Here is a 20,357-nt window from a genome sequence, read left to right as displayed (position 1 = left end):
CGTCGTTACTCCTTCATGCTCTCTAATTGTTCAACCACTCTCTTTGCAGCCTCTCCCCCACCGAAGAAGTCGCGCGTAGATTTTTTATCTGGCCGCACTGCCTGATTGAAAGCGGCTTCGATCGACGATCTGTCGGTCTTCCCGATAGCAGCCCAACCCTGCTCCAAAAGATCGTGCCACGTGTCTTCACGAAATAGCATGACGCAGCGGCAGCCCATCCACACCGCTTCGCGCGGCAACCCGCCGGAGTCCGTGAACACGCAATCAGCCCCTTCGAGCAAGGCAAGCATTTCGAGATACGTGACCGGTGGCACCAGACGAATGGCTCCCAGTCGCCCTCCTGCGCTTTGCCATTGCTCCACCATGCGTCGGCTGCGTGGGTGCAAGGGCAGGATGACCGGCTTGTCAAGATCGGAAAGAAAACCAAAGATCGCGGAGAAACGCTCCGCATTGACGAGATCGGTGTTCTCGGGCCGGTGCAAGGTGGACAGGTAGTAGCCACCCGGCTGCAGTTCGAGTTCCGCCACGACGCTGTGGCTGCGCCGCTCGAAATAATGCACGAAACAGTCCAGCAAGACGTCACCGGTCAACACAGCGGACGCACCCAGACCTTCATTCTCAAGATTGCTGATGGCGCGTGGAATCGGTGCGCAATTGATCGAGGCGACGTGGTCAGTCACCACACGGTTGATCTCTTCGGGCCGCTTGCGGTCGAAATCACGCAAACCTGCTTCGATGTGAACCACCGGAATATGCAGTTTGACTGCGCTCAGAGCTGCGGCCATCGTCGAGTTGGTATCGCCATCCACGAGCAGAACATCTGGGCGCACCTCTTGCAGCGACCGCTCTATGCCTTCCATCATGCGACCCGTCATACCGCCATGGCCTAACTCGGAAATACCGAGGTTGATATCGGCAGGGGGGATGCCGAGCTCTCTAAAAAATACCGCACTCATGCTGTCGTCATAGTGCTGGCCGGTATGCAACAACACATGCTCATGCCCTCTTTGGAGCAGCACGTCACGAACCACAGGCACCTGCATAAATTGGGGCCGCGCCCCCACCACTCTGAGTACCTTCATTATTTTTCCCTCAATCCAACATGAACCGTCTAACGCAAGTAGTTGTGAAGCGGCCGCAACATTATTATTCAGAGGCAAAATCCAATCATAAACCTCGAGCTTAAGACTACTTAACCACCAGGCAAGCAACAAACCGCAGGCAAATGATTTATTTAATCAAGCCAATAAAAATCGAAAGATACATCAAATCTCTTCGCAAATTTCCAAAACAGATTTAATAACAAAATCTTGATCAACCCGGCTCAACCATGGACTCATAGGCAAGCTAAGCACCTGCCTCGCCAACCTGTCACCCACGGGCAAACTGAAGCCGTTGTCGCCGAGCGCAGGTTGCTTATTTAAAGGCACAGGGTAGTGAATGGCAGTTGGGACACCCCTGCTTTTCAGCTTCTCTGCCAACACATCGCGTTGATGATGCTGAATGGTAAATTGCGCCCAGCTAGAAATTTCGCTCTTTGAATATTCTGGTACAGCCAGATTCTTGCAGCCACTCAATCCCTGAACATAATCGAAAGCCACCTCGCTCCGCTTCTTCAACTCCGCGTCAAAAACTTCCAGCTTGGCCAATAAAATGGCTGCCTGCAACGTGTCAAGCCGGCTATTCACACCTATGCGCACATGGTGATAACGCCGCTCCTGACCGTGCCTGGCTATCTGACGAATGATTTTTCCCAAGCCTTCATCGTTTGTGAATATTGCACCGCCATCGCCATAACAACCCAACGGCTTACTGGGGAAAAAGCTCGCACAGGCGATGCGACTGAGATTGCAGCTCTTTTTACCCTTATAGGTCGCTCCGAAACTCTGGGCGGCATCCTCGATGACGGGGATTCCGTGGCGAGATGCAATTTCATTGATCGCATCGAAATCCGCACATTGCCCATACAAGCTCACTGGAATAATGGCTTTGGTTTTGCTCGTAATCGCTGATTCGATGAGGGACGGGTCCACATTGCACGATCCTGGAAGCACATCCACATAGACAGGCTTCGCCCCCAACAAAGCAGCAGTTTCAGCCGTCGCGATGTAGGTGAATCCGGGCGTAATGACTTCATCACCCGGTCCGACCCCCAATGCCATCAAGGCAATTTGCAAAGCATCGGTGCCATTGGCCACTGAAATACAGTATTTAGCACCTGTGTACTCAACGAGTCGCTCTTCCAACTCAGCCACTTCCGGACCCAATATATATTGGCCATGCTCGAGCACCTTTTGAATGCGGCCATCAACCTCCGCCTTCAATGCAAGATATTGAGATTTGAGATCAATAAATTCCATAAGCCACTTTCATGGTCTGGCATCAAGGCGCCGCACGTCGCCTTGACACAATTCATATTCCGCACCCGATTCAGCGCACACGGCCACTCCATCGCCCTGCGAAAAGTTCAAACGAACTCCATGCTCACTCATCCAGCCGATGTGTCTTGCGGGAACTCCCGCCATCAATGCATACGGCTTGACATCACGATTTATTACGGCGCCCGCGGCAACGAAGGAATATGCTCCTACCGTGGTGCCACACACGATCGTGGAATTCGCCCCCAACGTCGCTCCACGTTGAACCAGCGTAGGCCGATACTCATGTTTACGCGTGACACCGCTACGCGGGTTATATACATTGGTGAATACAACACTGGGCCCACAAAAAACATCGTCCTCCAAAATAACAGAGTCATACACACTCACGTTATTCTGCACTTTGACGTTATTGCCAATTACCACGTCATTGCCAACATAAACATTCTGACCAAACGAACAGTCCCGTCCAATACGCGCCTTGCCACAGATATGAACCCAGTGCCATATCCGTGTGCCCGATCCGATCTGCGCACCATCATCAATGATTGCGGTCGAATGGGCCGAATAATTCTGTTCGCTCATGGGACTTTCGATGATTTAATTTGCATGGTATGCAGAAAGGCAATCTTCGATGTTGCCCTGCATGCGAATCTGGCCCTCATTCAACCAAATACCTTGATTGCAAAAGGTCTTCAATATTGGATCGCTATGCGATGCAAGCACGAGAATCTTCACCCGGCTCATCATGTTTTCAAGTCGTATGCGTGCTTTATCGATGAACTGCGCGTCACCGACGCCAATCATTTCATCCATTAGCAAAATATCCGGAGCCACGGCAGTGGATACAGCAAAAGCGAGCCGCAGCATCATTCCAGACGAATATGTGCGCACCGGCAAATGGAGGTAGTCGCCCAGCTCGGTAAACTCCTCGATGTCAGGCACCAAGGCCTTTGCCTCACGGCTTCCGATTCCCATGACCACGCAGCGTGTGGCAATGAATTCATATCCACTGGCATCAGGGTCCATGCCCAGCATGAGATCAATCAGTGACGAGATATGACCGGATGCACGCATGACACCCGAGGTCGGCTCGTAAACACTGGACAAAACCCGTAGCAGAGTGGATTTACCTGCGCCGTTGCGCCCGACAAGCCCCATTCTGTCGCCGTCCTTGAGCCTCAAAGTGATATCGCGCAGCGCACGGACAGCGATGGCACCACCACCAACATCTTCGATCCGCCCCCTATGCCCCTGAGCCTTCCCCAATAAGGTATTCAAAAGGCCACGCGAACGTGAAGAGAACAGCGGGAAATCGACATTGACCCGCTCTAATTCGATACTTGCCATGATCAGAGCCAATACACGAGCCTTCGCCGGCTCTTCAAAAAGACAGTAAAGAATGCAAACAGAAGCAGAAGAAACGTACCACCAGCCATCAAATAGCTATATGAGCTGACTGATTGCCCCAATACTGGCGCACGAACCAAGTCGAGAAATGCCGCCAATGGATTGATATGCACGATGAGCTGCGCACGCTCACTCAACTGCGACGGCTGCCACATGACGGGTGTGAGGAACATGGAAATTTGCATCAGGCTCGTAACAATCATTGGAATGTCCCGAAACCGCGCGCAAAGTGCCCCCAAAATGCAAGACAGCAATGCTGCGCAAATGACCGTAAATGCCAATCCACACAAGAAAGGCAGCAATCTGATATCACCCAAACCGCCAAAGGCCAGAAGAACGATGATTGCGATGGGAATGTTGTGCCCCATCATCAATAAATTTCTCCAAATTACCCGCAAGCCGAATGCGGTCTTTGGGTAAGGCGTCTGCTTCAAAAATGCGCTGGCGGCGATGAAGGTCTGACAGCTATCTGAAATGGACTGCGATATAAAAAGAAACAGTACATGACTGACGCAAAAAAATGGCAGATAGGTCTGAACATCGATCTTGAATACTTGCGATCCAATCAGTCCGAATGCGCCGATGAAAATGGCCGTATTAATGGATATCCATACAGGCCCGAGAAACGACCTTCGATATTGCTTGAGGATATCTTCCAAGCCCAGATGCAACCAGAAGCGCCAAAGCTTCAATGCATCTTGCACATCGGACAACAACAACTGCAGCTGAGAAAGCGGCTTCAAACGAGAAGCGTCCATGCTCTCAATACCCCTTCAGGCGAACGAAAGGATGCACGCGCTCATCCGCATCGCGTGCAACGGAGGCGCTGCGAATCACATCCACCGTTTCGATGCAGTGCCTCGCATCCGCCAATCCATACCCCCGGCCCGCCAAAATCTCGCGGTAGCTGGTGGTGTGCAGATCGGTAAACCCTTCGGAAAACTCGAGCTGCTCGCCGCTCACATCGATGTTGCGATAGGTGGGCTTCTTGCCTTTGACTTCGTCCGGAAGATCATTGGCGTCGATGGACAAAAACCACCGCACCCGGGCACGCTCATACTCCAGGTAGCCGGCCGCCTTGGTCTCCTCGCTCAGGTGGATGCGATTGTCCTGAAGCCTGCCGAAGATGAAGTGCAGCATGTCGAAGAAATGCACGCCGATATTGGTGGCCACGCCGAACGACTTGCGAGGGTCGCCCTTCCAGCTTTCCAGATACCACTTGCCACGCGATGTGATGTAGGTCAGTTCGACATCGAACTTGGTGTCCTTGGGTGCCGCGGCCACTTTGTCGCGCAGCTTCAAGATCGCGTCGTGGTGGCGCAGTTGCAGGATGTTGAACACCCGCCGACCCGTTTCCTGCTCGATGCGCGCCAGTTCATCCATCAGTTGCGGCGTGGGAACCAACGGCTTTTCGCAGATGACATCGCACCCCAGGCGCAAGCCCGCCGCGATGTGCGCGTGATGCAGGTAGTTGGGCGAGCAGATCGCCACGTAATCGAGTGCCGTGGTCGCATTGCGCTTGAGCTGGTGTGCATGCTCCGCGAACCGTTCAAACTCGGTGAAGAAGTCGCTCTGCGGCGAAATGCTGTCGATGATGCCGACCGAGTCATTGATGTCGTACGCCACGGCCAGATGGTTGCCGGTGTCCTTGATGGCACGCATATGGCGCGGCGCAATGTAGCCGGCGGCACCGATGAGGGCGAAATTTTTCATGTCGGATTCGAGGGAAGGATTTACAGGCGAAAGACGGTGAAGCCGGCTTCTGCAGCCTGCTCGCGGTTGTAGAGGCTCTTGACATCGGCAAGGACGGGTTGGACACCACGGCAGTAGGCACGGAGTTCTGCCGGGGTGGCTTGCCGGTACTCGTTATGGCCGACGGCCACGACCAACGCGTCCACCGGATGGTCGGCATCGACGAGCCCCAATGGCAGGCTGTACTCGTGATCGACTTCTTGCGCACTGGCCCAGGGATCGGCAATCACCACGTCCGCACCCCACGCCAGGAATTCGCGCACCATGTCCACGACCTTGCTGTTGCGGATATCCGGGCAGTTTTCCTTGAACGTGATGCCCAGAATGCCGATGCGGCAGCGGGGCACGTCCATGCCGTTCTTCAGCATGAGCCGGATGGTGTTGCGCGCCACGTAGCGCGCCATGTTGTCGTTGATGCGCCGCCCGGCCAGGATGACCTGCGGGTGATAGCCCACTTCCTCGGCCTTGTGCGTCAGGTAGTAAGGATCGACGCCGATGCAGTGCCCCCCTACCAGACCGGGACGGAACGGCAGGAAATTCCATTTGCTGCCGGCCGCTTCCAGCACGTCGAGGGTGTCGATGCCCAGCCGTTCAAAGATGACGGACAGTTCGTTCACCAAGGCGATGTTCAAGTCGCGCTGCGTGTTTTCGATGACTTTGGCCGCCTCGGCCACTTTCAAGCTGCTGGCCTTGTGGGTACCGGCGGTGATGATGCTGCCGTACAAGGCATCCACCGCGTCTGCCACTTCGGGGGTGCTGCCGCTGGTGATCTTCTTGATCTTCGTGAGGGTATTGACCCGGTCGCCCGGGTTGATGCGCTCCGGGCTATAGCCACAGAAGAAATCCGTGTTGAAGGTCTTGCCGCTGAACCGCTCGAGCACCGGCACGCACACCTCTTCGGTTGCGCCGGGATACACCGTGGATTCGTAAATGACCACGGCGCCATCGGGCATGACCTTGCCCACGGTTTCGCTGGCCCTGACCAGCGGCGACATGTCGGGCCGGTTGGCTTTGTCCACCGGCGTGGGCACGGTCACGATGAAGACTTTGCAGTTGCGCAGGTCTTCCGGGTTGGCGCTGTATTGCAAATGGCGGGCAGCTTGCAGGTTTTCCGGGCTCACTTCCAGGGTGCCGTCTTTGCCCGACTGCAACTCGGCGATGCGCGCAGCATTGATGTCGAAGCCGATGACCGGACGCTGGCGGCCAAACTCCACCGCCAAGGGCAGGCCCACGTAGCCAAGCCCGATCACGGCGATGCTTGCTTGTTCTAGATTCATATTTTTATGTCGGAAGAATGGGGAGAAGTCAGGCGCGAATACCGCACCGTTCGCAAACACAGCCCATCATGAAACGCTCTCGGGACCGGATGAGCGCCCATAGATGTCGTCGAAGCGGACGATATCGTCCTCGCCCAAATAGTCGCCGGACTGCACTTCGATGATTTCAAGGGGTGTCTTGCCGGGATTGGCCAATCGGTGGCGCCGACCCACCGGAATGAACGTGGACTCGTTCTGCGCCAGCAGATAGGTGTCTTCGCCATTGGTGATTTCTGCGGTGCCCCGCACAACCACCCAGTGTTCGGCGCGGTGATAGTGCATTTGCATGCTCAGGCGCGCCCCGGGGTTGACCACGATGCGCTTGACCTGAAAGCGTTCGCCGCTGTCGATGGCGTCATACCAGCCCCACGGCCGATGCACCTTCCGGTGGTGGTGGGCCAAAGCATGGCCGTCCTGCTTCAGCCGAGCCACGATGTGCTTGACGTCCTGGGTGCGGCGTTTGTCCGCGACCAGAACCGCATCGGGCGTTTCGACCACCACGATATGGTCCAGACCCACGCCCGCCACGAGCCGGTGGGTGGACATCAACAAGCTGTTCTGGCTGTCCTGCAGCAGGGCATCGCCGACGGTGGCGTTGCCTTCGCCGTCCTGCTCAAGCACGCTCCACAAGGCATCCCAAGCGCCCAGGTCGGACCAACCGGCCTGCAGGGCGACGGCAAAGATGGCGATGCCGAGTTCAGGCATCAGGGGCAGCCGCTCCATCACGGCGTAGTCGATGGAATCGGAAGGACAGGCCTTGAAGGCGGATGCCTCAGGCCGGATGAAGTCGAGATCCCGCTGTGCCCCCTCCATCGCGGCTTCGCACGCCGCGAGGATGTCGGGGCGGCATGCGCGCATGGCGGCCAGCCACTGGCTGGCGCGCACCATGAACAGGCCGCTGTTCCAGAAGTAATCGCCTGCGTCCAGATAGCGCTGCGCGGTCGGAGCGTCGGGCTTTTCGGCAAAGCTGGCGATGCGGTGAATACCCGCGCCCTGCGGCCCGGCCGCATGGCACTGTATGTAGCCGTAGCCGGTTTCTGGCCGGTCCGGTACAACGCCGAACGTCACCAGCCCCCCCGCCTGGGCCAGGGAGTACGCCTTGCGGACTGCGGCGTGAAACGCGGGCAGGTCCTTCACTACATGATCGGCCGGCATGGCCAGCATGACCGGGTCCTCCCCTTCCGAGCTTGCCTGCAGTGCGGCCAGCGTCAGCGCGGGGGCGGTGTTGCGCCCCTCGGGCTCCAGCAGCACGCGTGCCGACTGGATGCCGACCGCCAGCAATTGGCTGGCAGCGATGAAACGGTGCTCGGTATTGCAAACCAGGATGGGATGGGGCGCAATGCCGATGTCAGGGTCCCACCCCTGCAACCGCAGCGCCGTGTCCTGCAGCATGGTGGTAGCGCCTGCCAATGCCAGAAACTGCTTGGGATACGCCTCCCGCGACAGGGGCCACAGGCGCGTGCCCGACCCGCCGCACAGAATGACTGGCAACAACGGCTGCGCCACGGTCATGGTTGCGACCCATCACCCATGACGTGCGCACGCAGGCTTTCGTTGTCGGCTTGCAGCAGGGCCAGCCGCTGGTTCAATCGGCGGACATCCCGTTCAATGCGGGTGTTCACCATGTCGGTGTGGAGCGACTTCACCAGCAGCACCATGCTGGCGAGAAGCAGCAGCAACGCAGGGGGATAGCTGATGCCCAACAACCTCGCCAGGCGATCGATCAACCCGGGCCAGGCACCCAGCATGGCGGCAGCGCCAGCCACCACCACCCAGAACAGGCCATGCATCAGATACAGGTGGTCCCTGCGGATCAGGTAGAGGATCAGCACCGCAAGGCCGATGCCCATCAGCGCGGTGGTTGCTTGCAAAGACGCCATCGGACTCCCGAATCTGTTGATCTACCCGCCCCCGGGCGGTTTGATTGAGAGCGCCGAGAACGACGCCCCGGTCCTGCATGGCGATGCAGGCTGTGTTAGGACGCCGGATCACCTCCGGTCTCAAGGAGGTCGGTATTGTAGGTGCACGCCTTATCTTGCTTGAGGCAGCCGCCTCTGGTGATGGGCGTTCAACGATGTTTGTCCGATGCACGCAGGCGCCCCCATCCGATGCCTGGCTTTCGAAAAGCATGCGGCGGCCCGTCCCCAGCCAACTCACGCGGCGATCCCGCCAGCGCACGCGAACCGCATCGGCGCAATCCGGCCTCTTGCGCCGGCGGCGCCCGGGAACGGGTTGGATTCACGGCTTTGACTTGGAATCCTGGCACGGTTTGCACGGGCTTCGATATCAAGCCCTCACAGGGTCCCCCTTGAAATGCCAGAGAATGCCCGTATCATTAGCACTCGACGCGACCGAGTGCTAGCAACGCCGGCACATGGCCGCTGAAGTCAGAAAGCGCCCGCACCCTGCGGGCGCATTGTTGATGTCGCAATCCTTTTTTGAACCAGGAGAGATGCAATGAACCTTCGCCCCCTGCACGATCGCGTGATCGTCAAGCGCATTGAAAGCGAAACCACGACCGCTTCCGGCATCGTGATCCCCGACAACGCTGCTGAAAAGCCCGATCAAGGTGAAGTGCTGGCCGTCGGTCCCGGCAAGAAGAACGACAAGGGCGAACTGATCGCCCTGAACGTGAAGGTCGGCGACCGCGTTCTTTTCGGCAAGTACTCTGGCCAGACCGTCAAGGTCAAGGGCGACGAATTGCTGGTGATGAAGGAAGACGACCTGTTCGCAGTCGTCGAAAAGTAAGCCCTCCCGGCCCTTTTCCCGAACATCCTGTTTACTGAATCCGGAGAAATCAAATGGCAGCAAAAGACGTAGTTTTCGGCGGCGAAGCCCGCGCCCGCATGGTCGAAGGCGTGAACATCCTGGCCAATGCGGTCAAGGTCACCCTGGGCCCCAAGGGTCGCAACGTGGTGCTCGAGCGCTCGTTCGGCGCCCCCACCGTGACCAAGGACGGTGTGTCCGTGGCCAAGGAAATCGAACTGAAGGACAAGCTGCAGAACATGGGCGCCCAGCTCGTGAAGGAAGTGGCTTCCAAGACGTCCGACAACGCCGGTGACGGCACCACGACCGCCACCGTGCTGGCACAGGCCATCGTGCGCGAAGGCTTCAAGTACGTGGCCGCCGGCATCAACCCGATGGACCTCAAGCGCGGCATCGACAAGGCCGTGACGGCCCTGGTGGAAGAGCTGAAGAAGGCTTCCAAGGCCACCACGACCTCCAAGGAAATCGCCCAGGTCGGTTCGATCTCCGCCAACTCCGACGAAACGATCGGCAAGCTGATCGCTGACGCCATGGACAAGGTCGGCAAGGAAGGCGTGATCACCGTGGAAGACGGCAAGTCCCTCGAGTCCGAACTGGACGTCGTGGAAGGCATGCAGTTCGACCGCGGCTACCTGTCGCCCTACTTCATCAACAATCCTGAAAAGCAATCCGCGATTCTGGACAACCCCTTCGTGCTGCTGTTCGACAAGAAGATCAGCAACATCCGTGACCTGCTGCCCACGCTGGAGCAAGTCGCGAAGGCCGGCCGTCCGCTGCTGATCATTGCCGAAGAAGTCGAGGGCGAAGCCCTGGCGACGCTGGTGGTCAACACGATCCGCGGCATCCTGAAGGTCGTGGCCGTGAAGGCCCCTGGCTTCGGCGACCGCCGCAAGGCCATGCTGGAAGACATCGCCATCCTGACGGGCGGCAAGGTCATCGCTGAAGAAGTGGGCCTGACGCTCGAGAAGGTCACCCTGGCCGACCTGGGTCAAGCCAAGCGCATCGAAGTGGGCAAGGAAAACACGATCATCATCGACGGCGCCGGCGCTGCCGAAGACATCGAAGCCCGCGTCAAGCAAGTGCGCGTGCAGATCGAAGAAGCCACGTCCGACTACGACCGCGAAAAGCTGCAAGAACGCGTGGCCAAGCTGGCCGGCGGTGTGGCAGTGATCAAGGTCGGCGCTGCCACCGAAGTCGAAATGAAGGAAAAGAAGGCCCGCGTGGAAGACGCCCTGCACGCCACGCGCGCAGCGGTGGAAGAAGGCGTTGTGGCCGGTGGTGGCGTGGCCCTGCTGCGTGCCAAGCAAGCCGTCGGCACCTCGATCAAGGGCGACAACGCCGATCAGGACGCCGGCATCAAGCTGGTGTTGAAGGCCATCGAAGCCCCCCTGCGCGAAATCGTGAACAACGCCGGCGGCGAAGCCTCGGTGGTGGTGAACGCGGTGCTGGCAGGCAAGGGCAACTACGGTTTCAATGCCGCCAACGACACGTATGGCGACATGCTGGAACTGGGCATTCTGGACCCGACGAAGGTCACCCGCACGGCTCTGCAGAACGCCGCTTCCGTGGCATCGCTGCTGCTGACGACGGAATGCATGATCGCCGAAGCCCCGAAGGACGAAGCTGCTGCAGGCGGCGGCATGCCTGATATGGGCGGCATGGGTGGCATGGGCGGCATGGGCATGTAATTGCCAGCCGCACCGGGCGGGATCGATTCCCACCCGGTTGCACCATGGAAAAAACCCCGCAGGCTGCAAGGCTTGCGGGGTTTTTCTTTGATGGAGCGGCGAACAGCTCCGCTGGGATACCACCTGATTGCATGGAATCTTCCAGGCAGGCTTCGCATGCTCAGCCCATGAAAATCCCCGCAGGCCGCAAGATCGGCAGGGATTCTTTGATGCAGTAGCTGCCGCCGCTTTCAGCTTCGGCTGCCTGACCGCTCCATCACACCTTGAAGGCCCCCACCACCTGGCGCAGCAAGTCGGTCTGTTCCTGCATGGAGCGCGCTGCGGCGGACACCTCCTCCACCAGCGCCGCGTTCTGCTGGGTGGTGGTGTCCAGTTGGGCGATGGCCTGGTTCACCCGCTCGATGTCCCGGCTCTGCTCCACACTGGCGGCCATGATCTCGCCCATGATCGAGGCGACGCTGGTGTTGGTGGCGATGATCTCGCTCATCGTCGTGCCGGCCTGCACCACCAGGGCGCTGCCGGACTCCACCTTGGTGACCGAGTCCGCGATCAGGTTCTTGATGTCCTTGGCCGCTTCGGCCGAACGCTGGGCCAGGCTGCGCACCTCGCTGGCCACCACGGCGAATCCGCGGCCCTGCTCACCCGCCCGCGCGGCTTCCACCGCGGCGTTCAGCGCCAGGATGTTGGTCTGGAACGCGATGCCGTCGATCACCCCGATGATGTCCACCACCTTCTTGGACGAGCTGCTGATCGAATCCATGGTCTCGACCACGTTACCGATCACCTGGCCACCCCGGGACGCCACCTGGAACGCATCGGTGGCCAGGCGGTTGGCCTGGTTGGCGCTGTCGGCGTTGCGCTTGACGGTGCTGGTGATCTGCTCCATGGAGCCCGCCGTTTCCTGCAGGAAAGCCGCCTGCTCCTCCGTGCGCACGGAAAGATCGTGGTTGCCGCTCGAAATTTCGCCCGAGGCCGAGGCGATCGACGACGCCCCCGTGACCACTTGGCTCACCACGCCCTGCAGGCGGGCGATGAAGGCGTTGAAGCTTGCAGCGACTTCGCTGAATTCCGCGCCCCCCGTTTCCGGCAGGCGGCGCGTGAGGTCGGCCTCCCCCGCAGAAAGCGCATCGATGTTGCTCTTCAGAACCGACAGGCGCTTCATGAAAAGACGCACTCCCATCACCATCAGGCCCAGCAGTACAAAGGCCATGGGCACTTGCACAGCGGCCAGCTTGGTCAGGATGCGGTGGCTGTTGATGGCCAAAAGCGATGCGGGGATGGCCGTGGCGATGAACCATGGGCTGCCTGGAATGGGCTTGAGGAACAGCACTTGCGATTCCTGCCCGTCCCGGAACGAACCCTCTGCTGACGCCCCGCCTTGCAGGGTGGGCAGCATCCGCTGAATTTCTGCGGCCATGGGCGAACTCGATGCGATGTCCGAGACGTTTTTCAAAACGATGTTGCCCTGGATCTTCGTGCTGTTGCTGACGATCTTGCCGTCGCCCTCCACGATCAGGATCTGGCCTTGGACCTTGCTCTCCATGTCGGCCACCAGGCGGTTGAAAAAGCCCAGCGTCACGTCGATGGTGGACACGCCATACAGCTCATCGCCCTTGTAGATGGGCATGGCGCAGTTGGTGCGCGGCTGCGGACTGGCGGCATCTTGATAGGCCTTGGCCCACTTGCAGGTGCCTTTGGCCGCCGTCTTGCCGTTCTCATACCAGGGCTGCTCCCAGTATTTGAGCGACTCCGCCGAATTCCAATGGGTGTTGACCACCAGCTTGTTGCTGGCATCGCGCGCAAAGAAGGTGCTGAACTTGTCGCGGCCCGGCTCCCGCTTGTTGGGCAGGGGCCAGATGCCGCCGCCGAACACGTTGGGGTCGCCGTACTGGTCCACGAGGCCAGGCTGCAGCACGTCGATCTGGTCGCTGGCGAGCAGGGCCACGGTCTGGGTGATGCTGCGGGACTGGGCCTCGACCTGTCGAAGCTGCTCGCTGATGCGCACCGAGATCTGGTCCACGTTGGCGGAGACGACCTTGCCCTCCAGCGTGGACAGGTCCGGCGTGACGGACAGTTGGATGACGGCGAACGTTCCCAGCAGCAGCAGCAGGAAGAAGCCGCAGATCAGGAGAGTGAACCGTGTTTGCGTGGAGGAGGTGCGGATCATAGGCAGCCCGATGGTGGGATAAAGGAAGGAAGACACGCGGTCTCCCTCCGTTATCGGCAGCAATCCGGCGGCGTTGAGCCCTCCAGCCCCCTTTTACACTCCACGTTGCGGTGGCCCCAGGGCACATCCCCTGCGGCTTTTCCATCCGGTGCCGGCTGCGGGCCCGGCACCCCGAAAGCCCACGTCACCGCAATTGGCGCAGCAGTCCGGCGGTCGAAGCGTCCAGCCCTTCGGTGTCGCCCGAGGACAGGCGGGGCTCCAGTTCCTTGGCCAGCACCTTGCCCAGCTCCACCCCCCACTGGTCGAAACTGTTGATGCCCCAGATCGCGCCGCTCACGAACACGCGGTGCTCGTAGAGCGCGATGAGCGCACCCAGCGAAGCCGGCGCCAACTGGTCCAGCACCAGGAACGTGCTGGGCCGGTTGCCGGTGAAGTGCCGGTGTCCAGGCTCTTGCGGCCGGCCCAGCATCAACGCCTTGGCCTGGGCCAGGGCGTTGGCCACGAGGCGCGAGTGGTGGTGCGGCAGGTCGCGCGCGCCCTTGCGCAGCGCGATGAACTCCACCGGAATCACGTCGGAGCCCTGGTGAATCATCTGAAAGAACGCGTGCTGGCCGTTGGTGCCGGGTTCGCCCCACACCACGGGCGAGGTCTGCACCGCCAGCGGCCGGCCCTCCCAGTCCACGCCCTTGCCGTTGCTCTCCATCTCCAGCTGCTGCAGGTAGGCCGGCAGCCGGCGAAGGCCGTGGCTGTAGGGCGCGACGCAGCGGCTGGCGAACCGATGGAAGTTGCGATACCACACGTCCAGCAGGCCGAGGCGCACCGGCAGGTTGCGCTCCAGCGGCATGTGGCGAAAGTGCTCGTCCATCGCGTGGGCGCCAGCCAGCAGGTCGCGGAAATGCGCCGCGCCGATGGCGATGGCGATCGGCAGGCCGATGGCCGACCACAGCGAATAGCGCCCGCCCACCCAGTCCCAGAAGCCGAGCGTGGTGTCGATGCCGAACTCCGCCGCGGCTTCGACGTTGGTCGTCAGCGCGACGAAATGGCGCGATACCGACACGCGCCCGGCCTGCCGCGGACTGCCGCCGTGCGACAGGAACCAGTCGCGCGCCGCATGGGCGTTGGACATGGTTTCGGCGGTGGTGAAGGTCTTGGAGGCGATGAGAAACATCGTGTTCTCGGGCCGCAGGGTGTGCAGCAGCGTGCCCAGTTCCTGCCCATCGACGTTGGAGACGAAATGCAGGCGCTTGTCGCTCTGGCGCAGGTCTTCCAGCGCCTTCACCACCATCGAGGGGCCGAGGTCCGAGCCGCCGATGCCGATGTTCACGATGTCGGTGATGGCGGGATCGGCGCGCACGCGCTCGGCCAGCGCCAGCATCGCGTCAAGCGTGGTGTGCACGTCACGCAGGCCGCTTGCTACAAAATCAGTAGCATCAGGGGCATGATTTTCTAGGGCGTTGGCCGGATTTCGCAACAACCAGTGCATCACTGCGCGCTGCTCGGTGTGGTTGATCGCCTCGCCCGCGAACATCGCATCGCGGTAGGCCTCCAGCCCGCACTCGCGCGCCAGCTGCATGAGCAGCGCCTCGGTCGGCCCGTCGATGCGGTTCTTGGACAGGTCGGCGAACAGGTGCGGCGCCTCCTGGCTGAAGTCCTCGAAGCGCAGCGGGTTGGTGGCGAACGCCTGGCGCACGTCGAAGGTGCGGCCGCTTTCGTCGTAGCGGGCCTGCAGCGCCGCCCAGGCGGTGGTGTGGTCGCAGCGGATGCGTTGGGGAATGGTCATGGGTCAGGCGGCCTGCATCATCTGTTCGAGCTTGGCCGCATCGGCCGCGAAGGCGCGGATGCCCTCGGCGAGCTTTTCGGTCGCCATGGCGTCCGCATTGAACGCGTATCGGAAGGCGGGCTCGTCGTATTCGACGGCCGGCAGGTCCAGCGCGCGCGCGGCTTCGGGGTCGAGTGCCCGGGCCAGCGGCGCGTCGCTGGCCGCCAGCTGCGCGAGCAGGTCGGGGGCGATGGTCAGCAGGTCGCAGCCGGCCAGCGCGGTGATCTGCCCCACGTTGCGAAAGCTCGCCCCCATGACCTCGGTGGCGATGCCGAAATGCTTGTAGTACTGGTAGATCTGGCGCACCGACTGCACTCCGGGGTCGTTGGGGCCGGCCATGGCCGCCTCGTCCCACTGAGCGCCGGCCTGCTTCTTGTACCAGTCGTAGATGCGGCCGACGAAGGGCGAGATCAATTGCACCTTGGCGCGGCCGCAGGCCACGGCCTGCACGGGCGAGAACAGCAGGGTGAGGTTGGTGTGGATGCCGCGCTCCTCCAGGATGCGGGCGGCTTCGATGCCCTCCCAGGTGGCGGCGATCTTGATGAGCACGCGGGCGGTGTCCACGCCCTCGGCCTGGTACAGCTCGATGATGCGTTCGCCCCGCGTGACGGTGGCCATGGTGTCGAACGACAGGCGCGCATCCACTTCGGTGGAGACGCGGCCGGGAATGAGGGAGAGGATTTCGCAGCCGAACCGCACGATCAGCCGGTCCATGATCTCTTGCAGCGGATGGCCCTTCCAGCGGGTCACGGCCTCTTGCAGCAGCGGCGCGTAGTCGGGTTTTTGCACCGCCTTGAGGATGAGCGAGGGGTTGGTCGTCGCATCCTGCGGCTGGTAGGCGCTCAGTTGGCGGAAGTCGCCCGTGTCGGCCACCACGGTGGTGACCTGTTTGAGGGCGTCGAGTTGGTTCATGCAATGCTCCCGTGAGGTGGCGTGCGGGGGCGCTCGGACGGGCCCCGGCGGCACGGCAACCGCAGAGTGTATTGCGCGGTAACCCGGGTTCCTGTCAGTCGCCGCCCCATGATGAAACTCGGTAACATGCCCGGCACCTTCCTTACCAATTCTCTGGGGACGCGACAACGATGAGTTTCGATCTGGTTCTGTTCGGCGGCACGGGCGATCTGGCATGGCGCAAGCTGCTGCCGGCCCTTTTCCAGGCGTTCCGCCACGGCTCGCTTCCCGAGGGGGGCCGCATCATCGGCGTGGCGCGCGACGACCTGACCGACGCCGCCTACCGCGAACTGATCGCCAGCCGCTTCGCCGCCGTGGTGGACGACAAGCGCCCGAGCGCGGAGGAATTCCAGCAGTTCGCGGCCTTGCTGCAGTACCAGCGCATGGACCTGTCCAAGCCCGAGGACTACGCCCGGCTGGCCGAGCGGCTGGGCGAGCGGCAGGCCGATACCGTGGTCATGTACCTGGCCACCGCCCCGGGCCTGTTCACCACCGCCTGCCAGCAGCTCGGCGCCGCCGGGCTGGCCACGCCGAACACGCGCGTGGTGCTGGAAAAGCCGCTGGGCCACGACCTCGAATCCAACCGCGCCATCAACGCGGCGGTGCGCACGGTGTTCGACGAGTGGCAGATCTTCCGCATCGACCACTACCTGGGCAAGCCATCGGTGCAGAACCTGCTGGCGCTGCGCTTCGGCAACGCGCTCTTCGAGCCCCTGTGGCGCCGCGAGACCGTCGCCAGCATCGAGATCACCATGGCCGAGAAGCTGGGCGTGGAAAAGCGCGGCGCGTTCTACGACGGCACGGGCGCCCTGCGCGACATGGTGCAGAACCACGCGCTGCAGCTGCTGTGCGCGATCGGCATGGAGCCGCCCATCAACGCCCATGCCGATGCCATCCGCGACGAAAAGCTCAAGGTGCTGCGCTCGCTGGTCCCCTGGACGCCCGCCACCCTGGCACGCGACGTGGTGCGCGGCCAGTACACGGCCGGCAGCCTGAGCGGCGAGCGCGTGAAAGGCTACGCCGACGAGGATGGCGTGGCGCCCGGCAGCCGCACCGAGACCTTCGTGGCCCTGCGCACCGAGATCGCCAACTGGCGCTGGGCCGGCGTGCCCTTCTACGTGCGCACCGGCAAGCGCCTGGCCTCGCACGAGGCGCACATTGCCATCAACTTCCGGCCCACGCCCCACCCCATCTACCGCTCGCCGATGGGCGCGGCCAACCGCCTGGTGATCCACCTGCAGCCGCGCGACGGCGTGGCGCTGCACCTGTTCGCGGCGGGCCAGGAAAAGCGCGGCACCCGCGTGGCGGAGGCGCAGGCGCTCGCGCCGGTGCACCTGGACCTCGACTTCGAGCAGCGCTTCGGCACCGAGCGCGTGGGCGCCTACGAACGCCTGCTGCTGGACGTGATCGGCGGGCGCTTGAACCTCTTCGTGCGGGCCGACGAGCAGGAAGCCGCCTGGCGCTGGGTGGAGCCCATCATGCAGGCCTGGCGCGACTCCGACGACGGCCCCCGGCCCTACGCCGCCGGCTGCTGGGGCCCCAGCGCCGCCAGCGCCATGGTGGCGCGCGACGGCCACACCTGGATGGAGGAGACTTGAGTCGCCCCCTGTGTCGCCTGCGGCGCCTTCCCCCGGAGGGGGACGACGCCCGTGGCCTGGCAAAGCCAGTTCCACGGCGTCTGCTGGCGTGGCCTGCTCCGCGGCCTTCTGACGGTCAAGGCCGCGTCGGTGGCTTGCAGCGCGCGCGCTGTCCGGCCATGAAGGCCCCCAGTCATGCTTGAACGAATCACCGCATCCCTGCCCTCGCTGGCCCCTGCCGAGCAGCGCGTGGCGCAGCTCGTGCTGGACGACGCGCGGGCATTCGCCCGGCTGCCAGTGCGCGAACTGGCCGCCCGCGCCAGCGTGAGCAAGCCCACCGTGGTGCGGTTTTGCCGCAGCATGGGCTACGACGGCCTGGCCGACTTCAAGCTCAAGCTGGCGGGCAGCGTGAGCGAAGGGGTGCCCTTCATCCACCGCAGCGTGGACGCCGACGACAAGACCGGCGACGTGCTGGTGAAGGTGGTGGACAACGCCGCAGCCGCTTTCCTGCAATACCGCAACGCCGCCAGCACGGGCGCCATCGAGCGGGCCGCCAAGGCCATCGCGGACACCTGGCAGACCGGCCGGCGCATCGAGTTCTACGGCGCGGGCAATTCGGGCATCGTGGCGCAGGACGCGCAGCACAAGTTCTTCCGGCTGGGCATCACCAGCATCAGCACGAGCGACGGCCACATGCAGGTGATGAGCGCCACCCTGCTCGGCCCGGGCGACTGCGCGGTGATCGTCTCCAACTCCGGCCGCACGCGCGACCTGATGGACGCGGCCGACATCGCGCGCAAGAACGGCGCCACAACCATCGCCATCACCGCCAGCGGTTCGCCCCTGGCCCTGGCCTGCCACATCCACCTCGCAGCCGACCACCCCGAGGGCTACGACCGCTACAGCCCCATGGTCTCGCGGCTGCTGCACCTGCTGGTGATCGACGTGCTGGCCACCTGCGTGGCCCTGCGCATCGGCGAGCCGCTGCAGCCCCGCCTGCAGCAGATGAAGGACAACCTGCGGGCCAAGCGGTACACCTGATCCGGGGAATCCTCCAAAAGGCAGGGGCCTTTCAGGCCTCCACCGCAATATCCACCAGGGCATGTAGCTATTATTTTTATAGCGATGTCAGGACATCCACCGGCGCAGCACCAGCGAGGCATTGACGCCGCCGAACCCGAAGCCGTTGACCAGCGCATGCGCCAGCGCCATGGGGCGGGGCCGGTGGGCCACGATGTCCAGCCCCTGGGCGAGGTCGTCGGGCTGGTCCAGGTTCAACGTGCCGGGCACGACTTGATCGCGCAGCGCCAGCACCGTGAAAACCGACGCCACGGCGCCCGCTGCCCCCAGCAAATGGCCCGTGGCCGCCTTGGTGGAGGCAATGGCCACCGCAGCGCCCTCGCCGAACAGGCGGCGGATCGCCGCCAGCTCGCCCCGGTCTCCCACGTAGGTGGACGTGGCATGGGCATTGAGGTGCTGCACCTGCGCCGGCTGCAGTCCGGCCTGCGCCAGGGCGGCCTCCATGCTGCGCCGGGCACCGTCGCCGTCCTCCGGGCCGGAGGTGATGTGGTACGCATCCGCCGAGGTGCCATAGCCCACCACCTCGGCCAGCGGCACGGCGCCGCGCGCCAGTGCGTGTTCCAGCGCCTCCAGCACCAGCATGCCGGCGCCCTCCCCCATGACGAACCCGTCGCGTGCCGCATCGAACGGGCGCGATGCGGCAGCGGGATCGTCGGCGAAGCCGGTGGACAAGGCCTTGGCGGCGGCAAAGCCGCCCAGGCTGACGCGGTCGATGGCGGCTTCGGTGCCGCCGCAGACCGCGACATCGGCCTCGCCGCAGCGGATCATTCGCACGCCATCGCCGATCGCCTGGATGCTGGCGGCGCAGGCGGTGACGGGTGCGCCGATGGGCCCTTTGAGGCCATGCCGTATCGAGACATGGCCGGCCGCGAGATTGATCAGAAACGACGGCACGGTGAAGGGCGACAGGCGCTGCGGCCCCCGCGCATCGGTGGTGCGAACAGCCTCGGCGATGGCACCGAAGCCGCCGATGCCGGAGGCGATCACCGTCGCGGCGCGATGGGCCGCCCGGTCGTCCGCAGGCGTCCAGCCCGCCTGCGCCAGGGCCTGCTGCGCGGCGCCCAATGCAAAGGGAATGAAGCGGTCCATCTTGCGCGCATCCTTGGTGCCCACCACGGTGCCCGGGTCCCAGCCGCCTTCCGCATCCTCCGCGATGGACGGCACCACGCCGCCCACTTTGGCGGCCAACCCTTCCACGACGGATTCGGGCAGGCGCCGCAGGCCCGACGCGCCGGCCAGCAGGCGCGCCCACGCCAGCTCCACCCCGCAGCCCAGGGGGGACACCAACCCCAAGCCGGTGACAACCACGCGCCGCATCATGGCGCTCCGTTCAAAAACACCCCGTCCGGGGTAACCTCGTGATTCACCATCATCGGCCTCGCTGGTTGGTGCACGGGATGCCCGCGCTTTTATGATTGCAGTCGTCATCATAAATGCGCGATTCACTTTTGCG

Annotated in this window: 18 protein-coding genes; 5 read left to right on the top strand and 13 right to left on the bottom strand. The window is 62.4% G+C overall.

The genetic code is table 11. The features are described 5' to 3' along the window. Positions 1–5: 5 nt before the first annotated feature. From wecB to M5C98_RS04520, 9 genes are all read right to left on the bottom strand, one after another. Positions 6–1,082, bottom strand: coding sequence for a non-hydrolyzing UDP-N-acetylglucosamine 2-epimerase (gene wecB / locus M5C98_RS04560; protein WP_272551248.1), 1,077 nt, complete (start codon positions 1,080–1,082; stop codon positions 6–8). Positions 1,083–1,265: 183 nt separating this feature from the next. Beyond that, on the bottom strand, positions 1,266–2,360 hold the full coding sequence (locus M5C98_RS04555) for a DegT/DnrJ/EryC1/StrS family aminotransferase (protein ID WP_272551247.1): 1,095 nt from the start codon (positions 2,358–2,360) through the stop codon (positions 1,266–1,268). Positions 2,361–2,369: 9 nt separating this feature from the next. Beyond that, complete coding sequence (locus tag M5C98_RS04550) at positions 2,370–2,963, bottom strand: acyltransferase (protein ID WP_272551246.1); 594 nt, start codon at positions 2,961–2,963, stop codon at positions 2,370–2,372. A gap of 15 nt (positions 2,964–2,978) precedes the next feature. Continuing rightward, positions 2,979–3,728, bottom strand: coding sequence for an ABC transporter ATP-binding protein (locus M5C98_RS04545; RefSeq protein ID WP_272551244.1), 750 nt, complete (start codon positions 3,726–3,728; stop codon positions 2,979–2,981). A 2-nt stretch (positions 3,729–3,730) separates the two neighbouring features. After that, positions 3,731–4,546 (bottom strand): ABC transporter permease, encoded by an 816-nt coding sequence (locus M5C98_RS04540; RefSeq protein ID WP_272551243.1) that lies wholly within the window; start codon positions 4,544–4,546, stop codon positions 3,731–3,733. Between the two features lie 4 nt (positions 4,547–4,550). After that, positions 4,551–5,501: a Gfo/Idh/MocA family oxidoreductase gene (locus M5C98_RS04535; RefSeq protein ID WP_272551242.1), complete on the bottom strand. Its 951-nt coding sequence runs from the start codon at positions 5,499–5,501 to the stop codon at positions 4,551–4,553. A 20-nt stretch (positions 5,502–5,521) separates the two neighbouring features. Beyond that, complete coding sequence (locus tag M5C98_RS04530; protein WP_272551241.1) at positions 5,522–6,817, bottom strand: nucleotide sugar dehydrogenase; 1,296 nt, start codon at positions 6,815–6,817, stop codon at positions 5,522–5,524. A 66-nt stretch (positions 6,818–6,883) separates the two neighbouring features. Continuing rightward, positions 6,884–8,368 (bottom strand): mannose-1-phosphate guanylyltransferase/mannose-6-phosphate isomerase, encoded by a 1,485-nt coding sequence (locus tag M5C98_RS04525; protein ID WP_272551240.1) that lies wholly within the window; start codon positions 8,366–8,368, stop codon positions 6,884–6,886. Further along, a complete protein-coding gene (locus tag M5C98_RS04520) occupies positions 8,365–8,736 on the bottom strand; it encodes a DUF2304 domain-containing protein (protein WP_272551238.1) in 372 nt (123 codons plus the stop codon). The genes M5C98_RS04525 and M5C98_RS04520 overlap by 4 nt, the downstream gene beginning before the upstream one ends. Before the next feature lie 577 nt (positions 8,737–9,313). Here M5C98_RS04520 and M5C98_RS04515 point away from each other — a divergent pair. From M5C98_RS04515 to M5C98_RS04505, 3 genes are read left to right on the top strand one after another with little or no spacing between them, the layout of a single operon-like run. Continuing rightward, positions 9,314–9,604 (top strand): co-chaperone GroES, encoded by a 291-nt coding sequence (locus M5C98_RS04515; RefSeq protein WP_005799501.1) that lies wholly within the window; start codon positions 9,314–9,316, stop codon positions 9,602–9,604. 53 nt (positions 9,605–9,657) lie between these two features. Continuing rightward, positions 9,658–11,310, top strand: coding sequence for a chaperonin GroEL (gene groL, locus M5C98_RS04510; protein WP_272551237.1), 1,653 nt, complete (start codon positions 9,658–9,660; stop codon positions 11,308–11,310). A gap of 44 nt (positions 11,311–11,354) precedes the next feature. Next, a complete protein-coding gene (locus tag M5C98_RS04505; RefSeq protein ID WP_272551235.1) occupies positions 11,355–11,528 on the top strand; it encodes a hypothetical protein in 174 nt (57 codons plus the stop codon). Between the two features lie 38 nt (positions 11,529–11,566). Here the strand turns inward: M5C98_RS04505 and M5C98_RS04500 are convergent, their stop codons facing one another. The 3 genes from M5C98_RS04500 to tal all read right to left on the bottom strand — a co-directional run bounded on the left by M5C98_RS04500 (position 11,567) and on the right by tal (position 16,208). Continuing rightward, entirely contained in the window at positions 11,567–13,513 is a 1,947-nt protein-coding gene (locus M5C98_RS04500; RefSeq protein ID WP_272551233.1) for a methyl-accepting chemotaxis protein, read from the bottom strand. A 148-nt stretch (positions 13,514–13,661) separates the two neighbouring features. Further along, entirely contained in the window at positions 13,662–15,257 is a 1,596-nt protein-coding gene (gene pgi, locus M5C98_RS04495) for a glucose-6-phosphate isomerase (RefSeq protein ID WP_272551231.1), read from the bottom strand. Positions 15,258–15,260: 3 nt separating this feature from the next. Next, positions 15,261–16,208, bottom strand: a complete 948-nt coding sequence (gene tal / locus M5C98_RS04490; RefSeq protein ID WP_272551230.1) for a transaldolase — start codon at positions 16,206–16,208, stop codon at positions 15,261–15,263. Positions 16,209–16,378: 170 nt separating this feature from the next. Between tal and zwf the strand changes: the two genes are divergently transcribed. Beyond that, entirely contained in the window at positions 16,379–17,845 is a 1,467-nt protein-coding gene (gene zwf / locus M5C98_RS04485; protein ID WP_272551229.1) for a glucose-6-phosphate dehydrogenase, read from the top strand. A gap of 174 nt (positions 17,846–18,019) precedes the next feature. Further along, positions 18,020–18,865: a MurR/RpiR family transcriptional regulator gene (locus tag M5C98_RS04480; RefSeq protein WP_272551228.1), complete on the top strand. Its 846-nt coding sequence runs from the start codon at positions 18,020–18,022 to the stop codon at positions 18,863–18,865. 87 nt (positions 18,866–18,952) lie between these two features. On the opposite strand, the gene fabF is transcribed toward M5C98_RS04480, so the two are convergent. Then, positions 18,953–20,221 carry a beta-ketoacyl-ACP synthase II gene (gene fabF / locus M5C98_RS04475; protein WP_272551227.1) on the bottom strand — a complete coding sequence of 423 codons (1,269 nt, stop codon included), beginning with the start codon at positions 20,219–20,221 and terminating at the stop codon, positions 18,953–18,955. Positions 20,222–20,357 lie beyond the last annotated feature (136 nt).

Source organism: Acidovorax sp. NCPPB 3576 (assembly GCF_028473605.1).
In the GTDB taxonomy this organism is placed as follows: Bacteria; Pseudomonadota; Gammaproteobacteria; order Burkholderiales; family Burkholderiaceae_C; genus Paracidovorax.
This window is presented reverse-complemented; position numbering and strand designations above follow the sequence as displayed.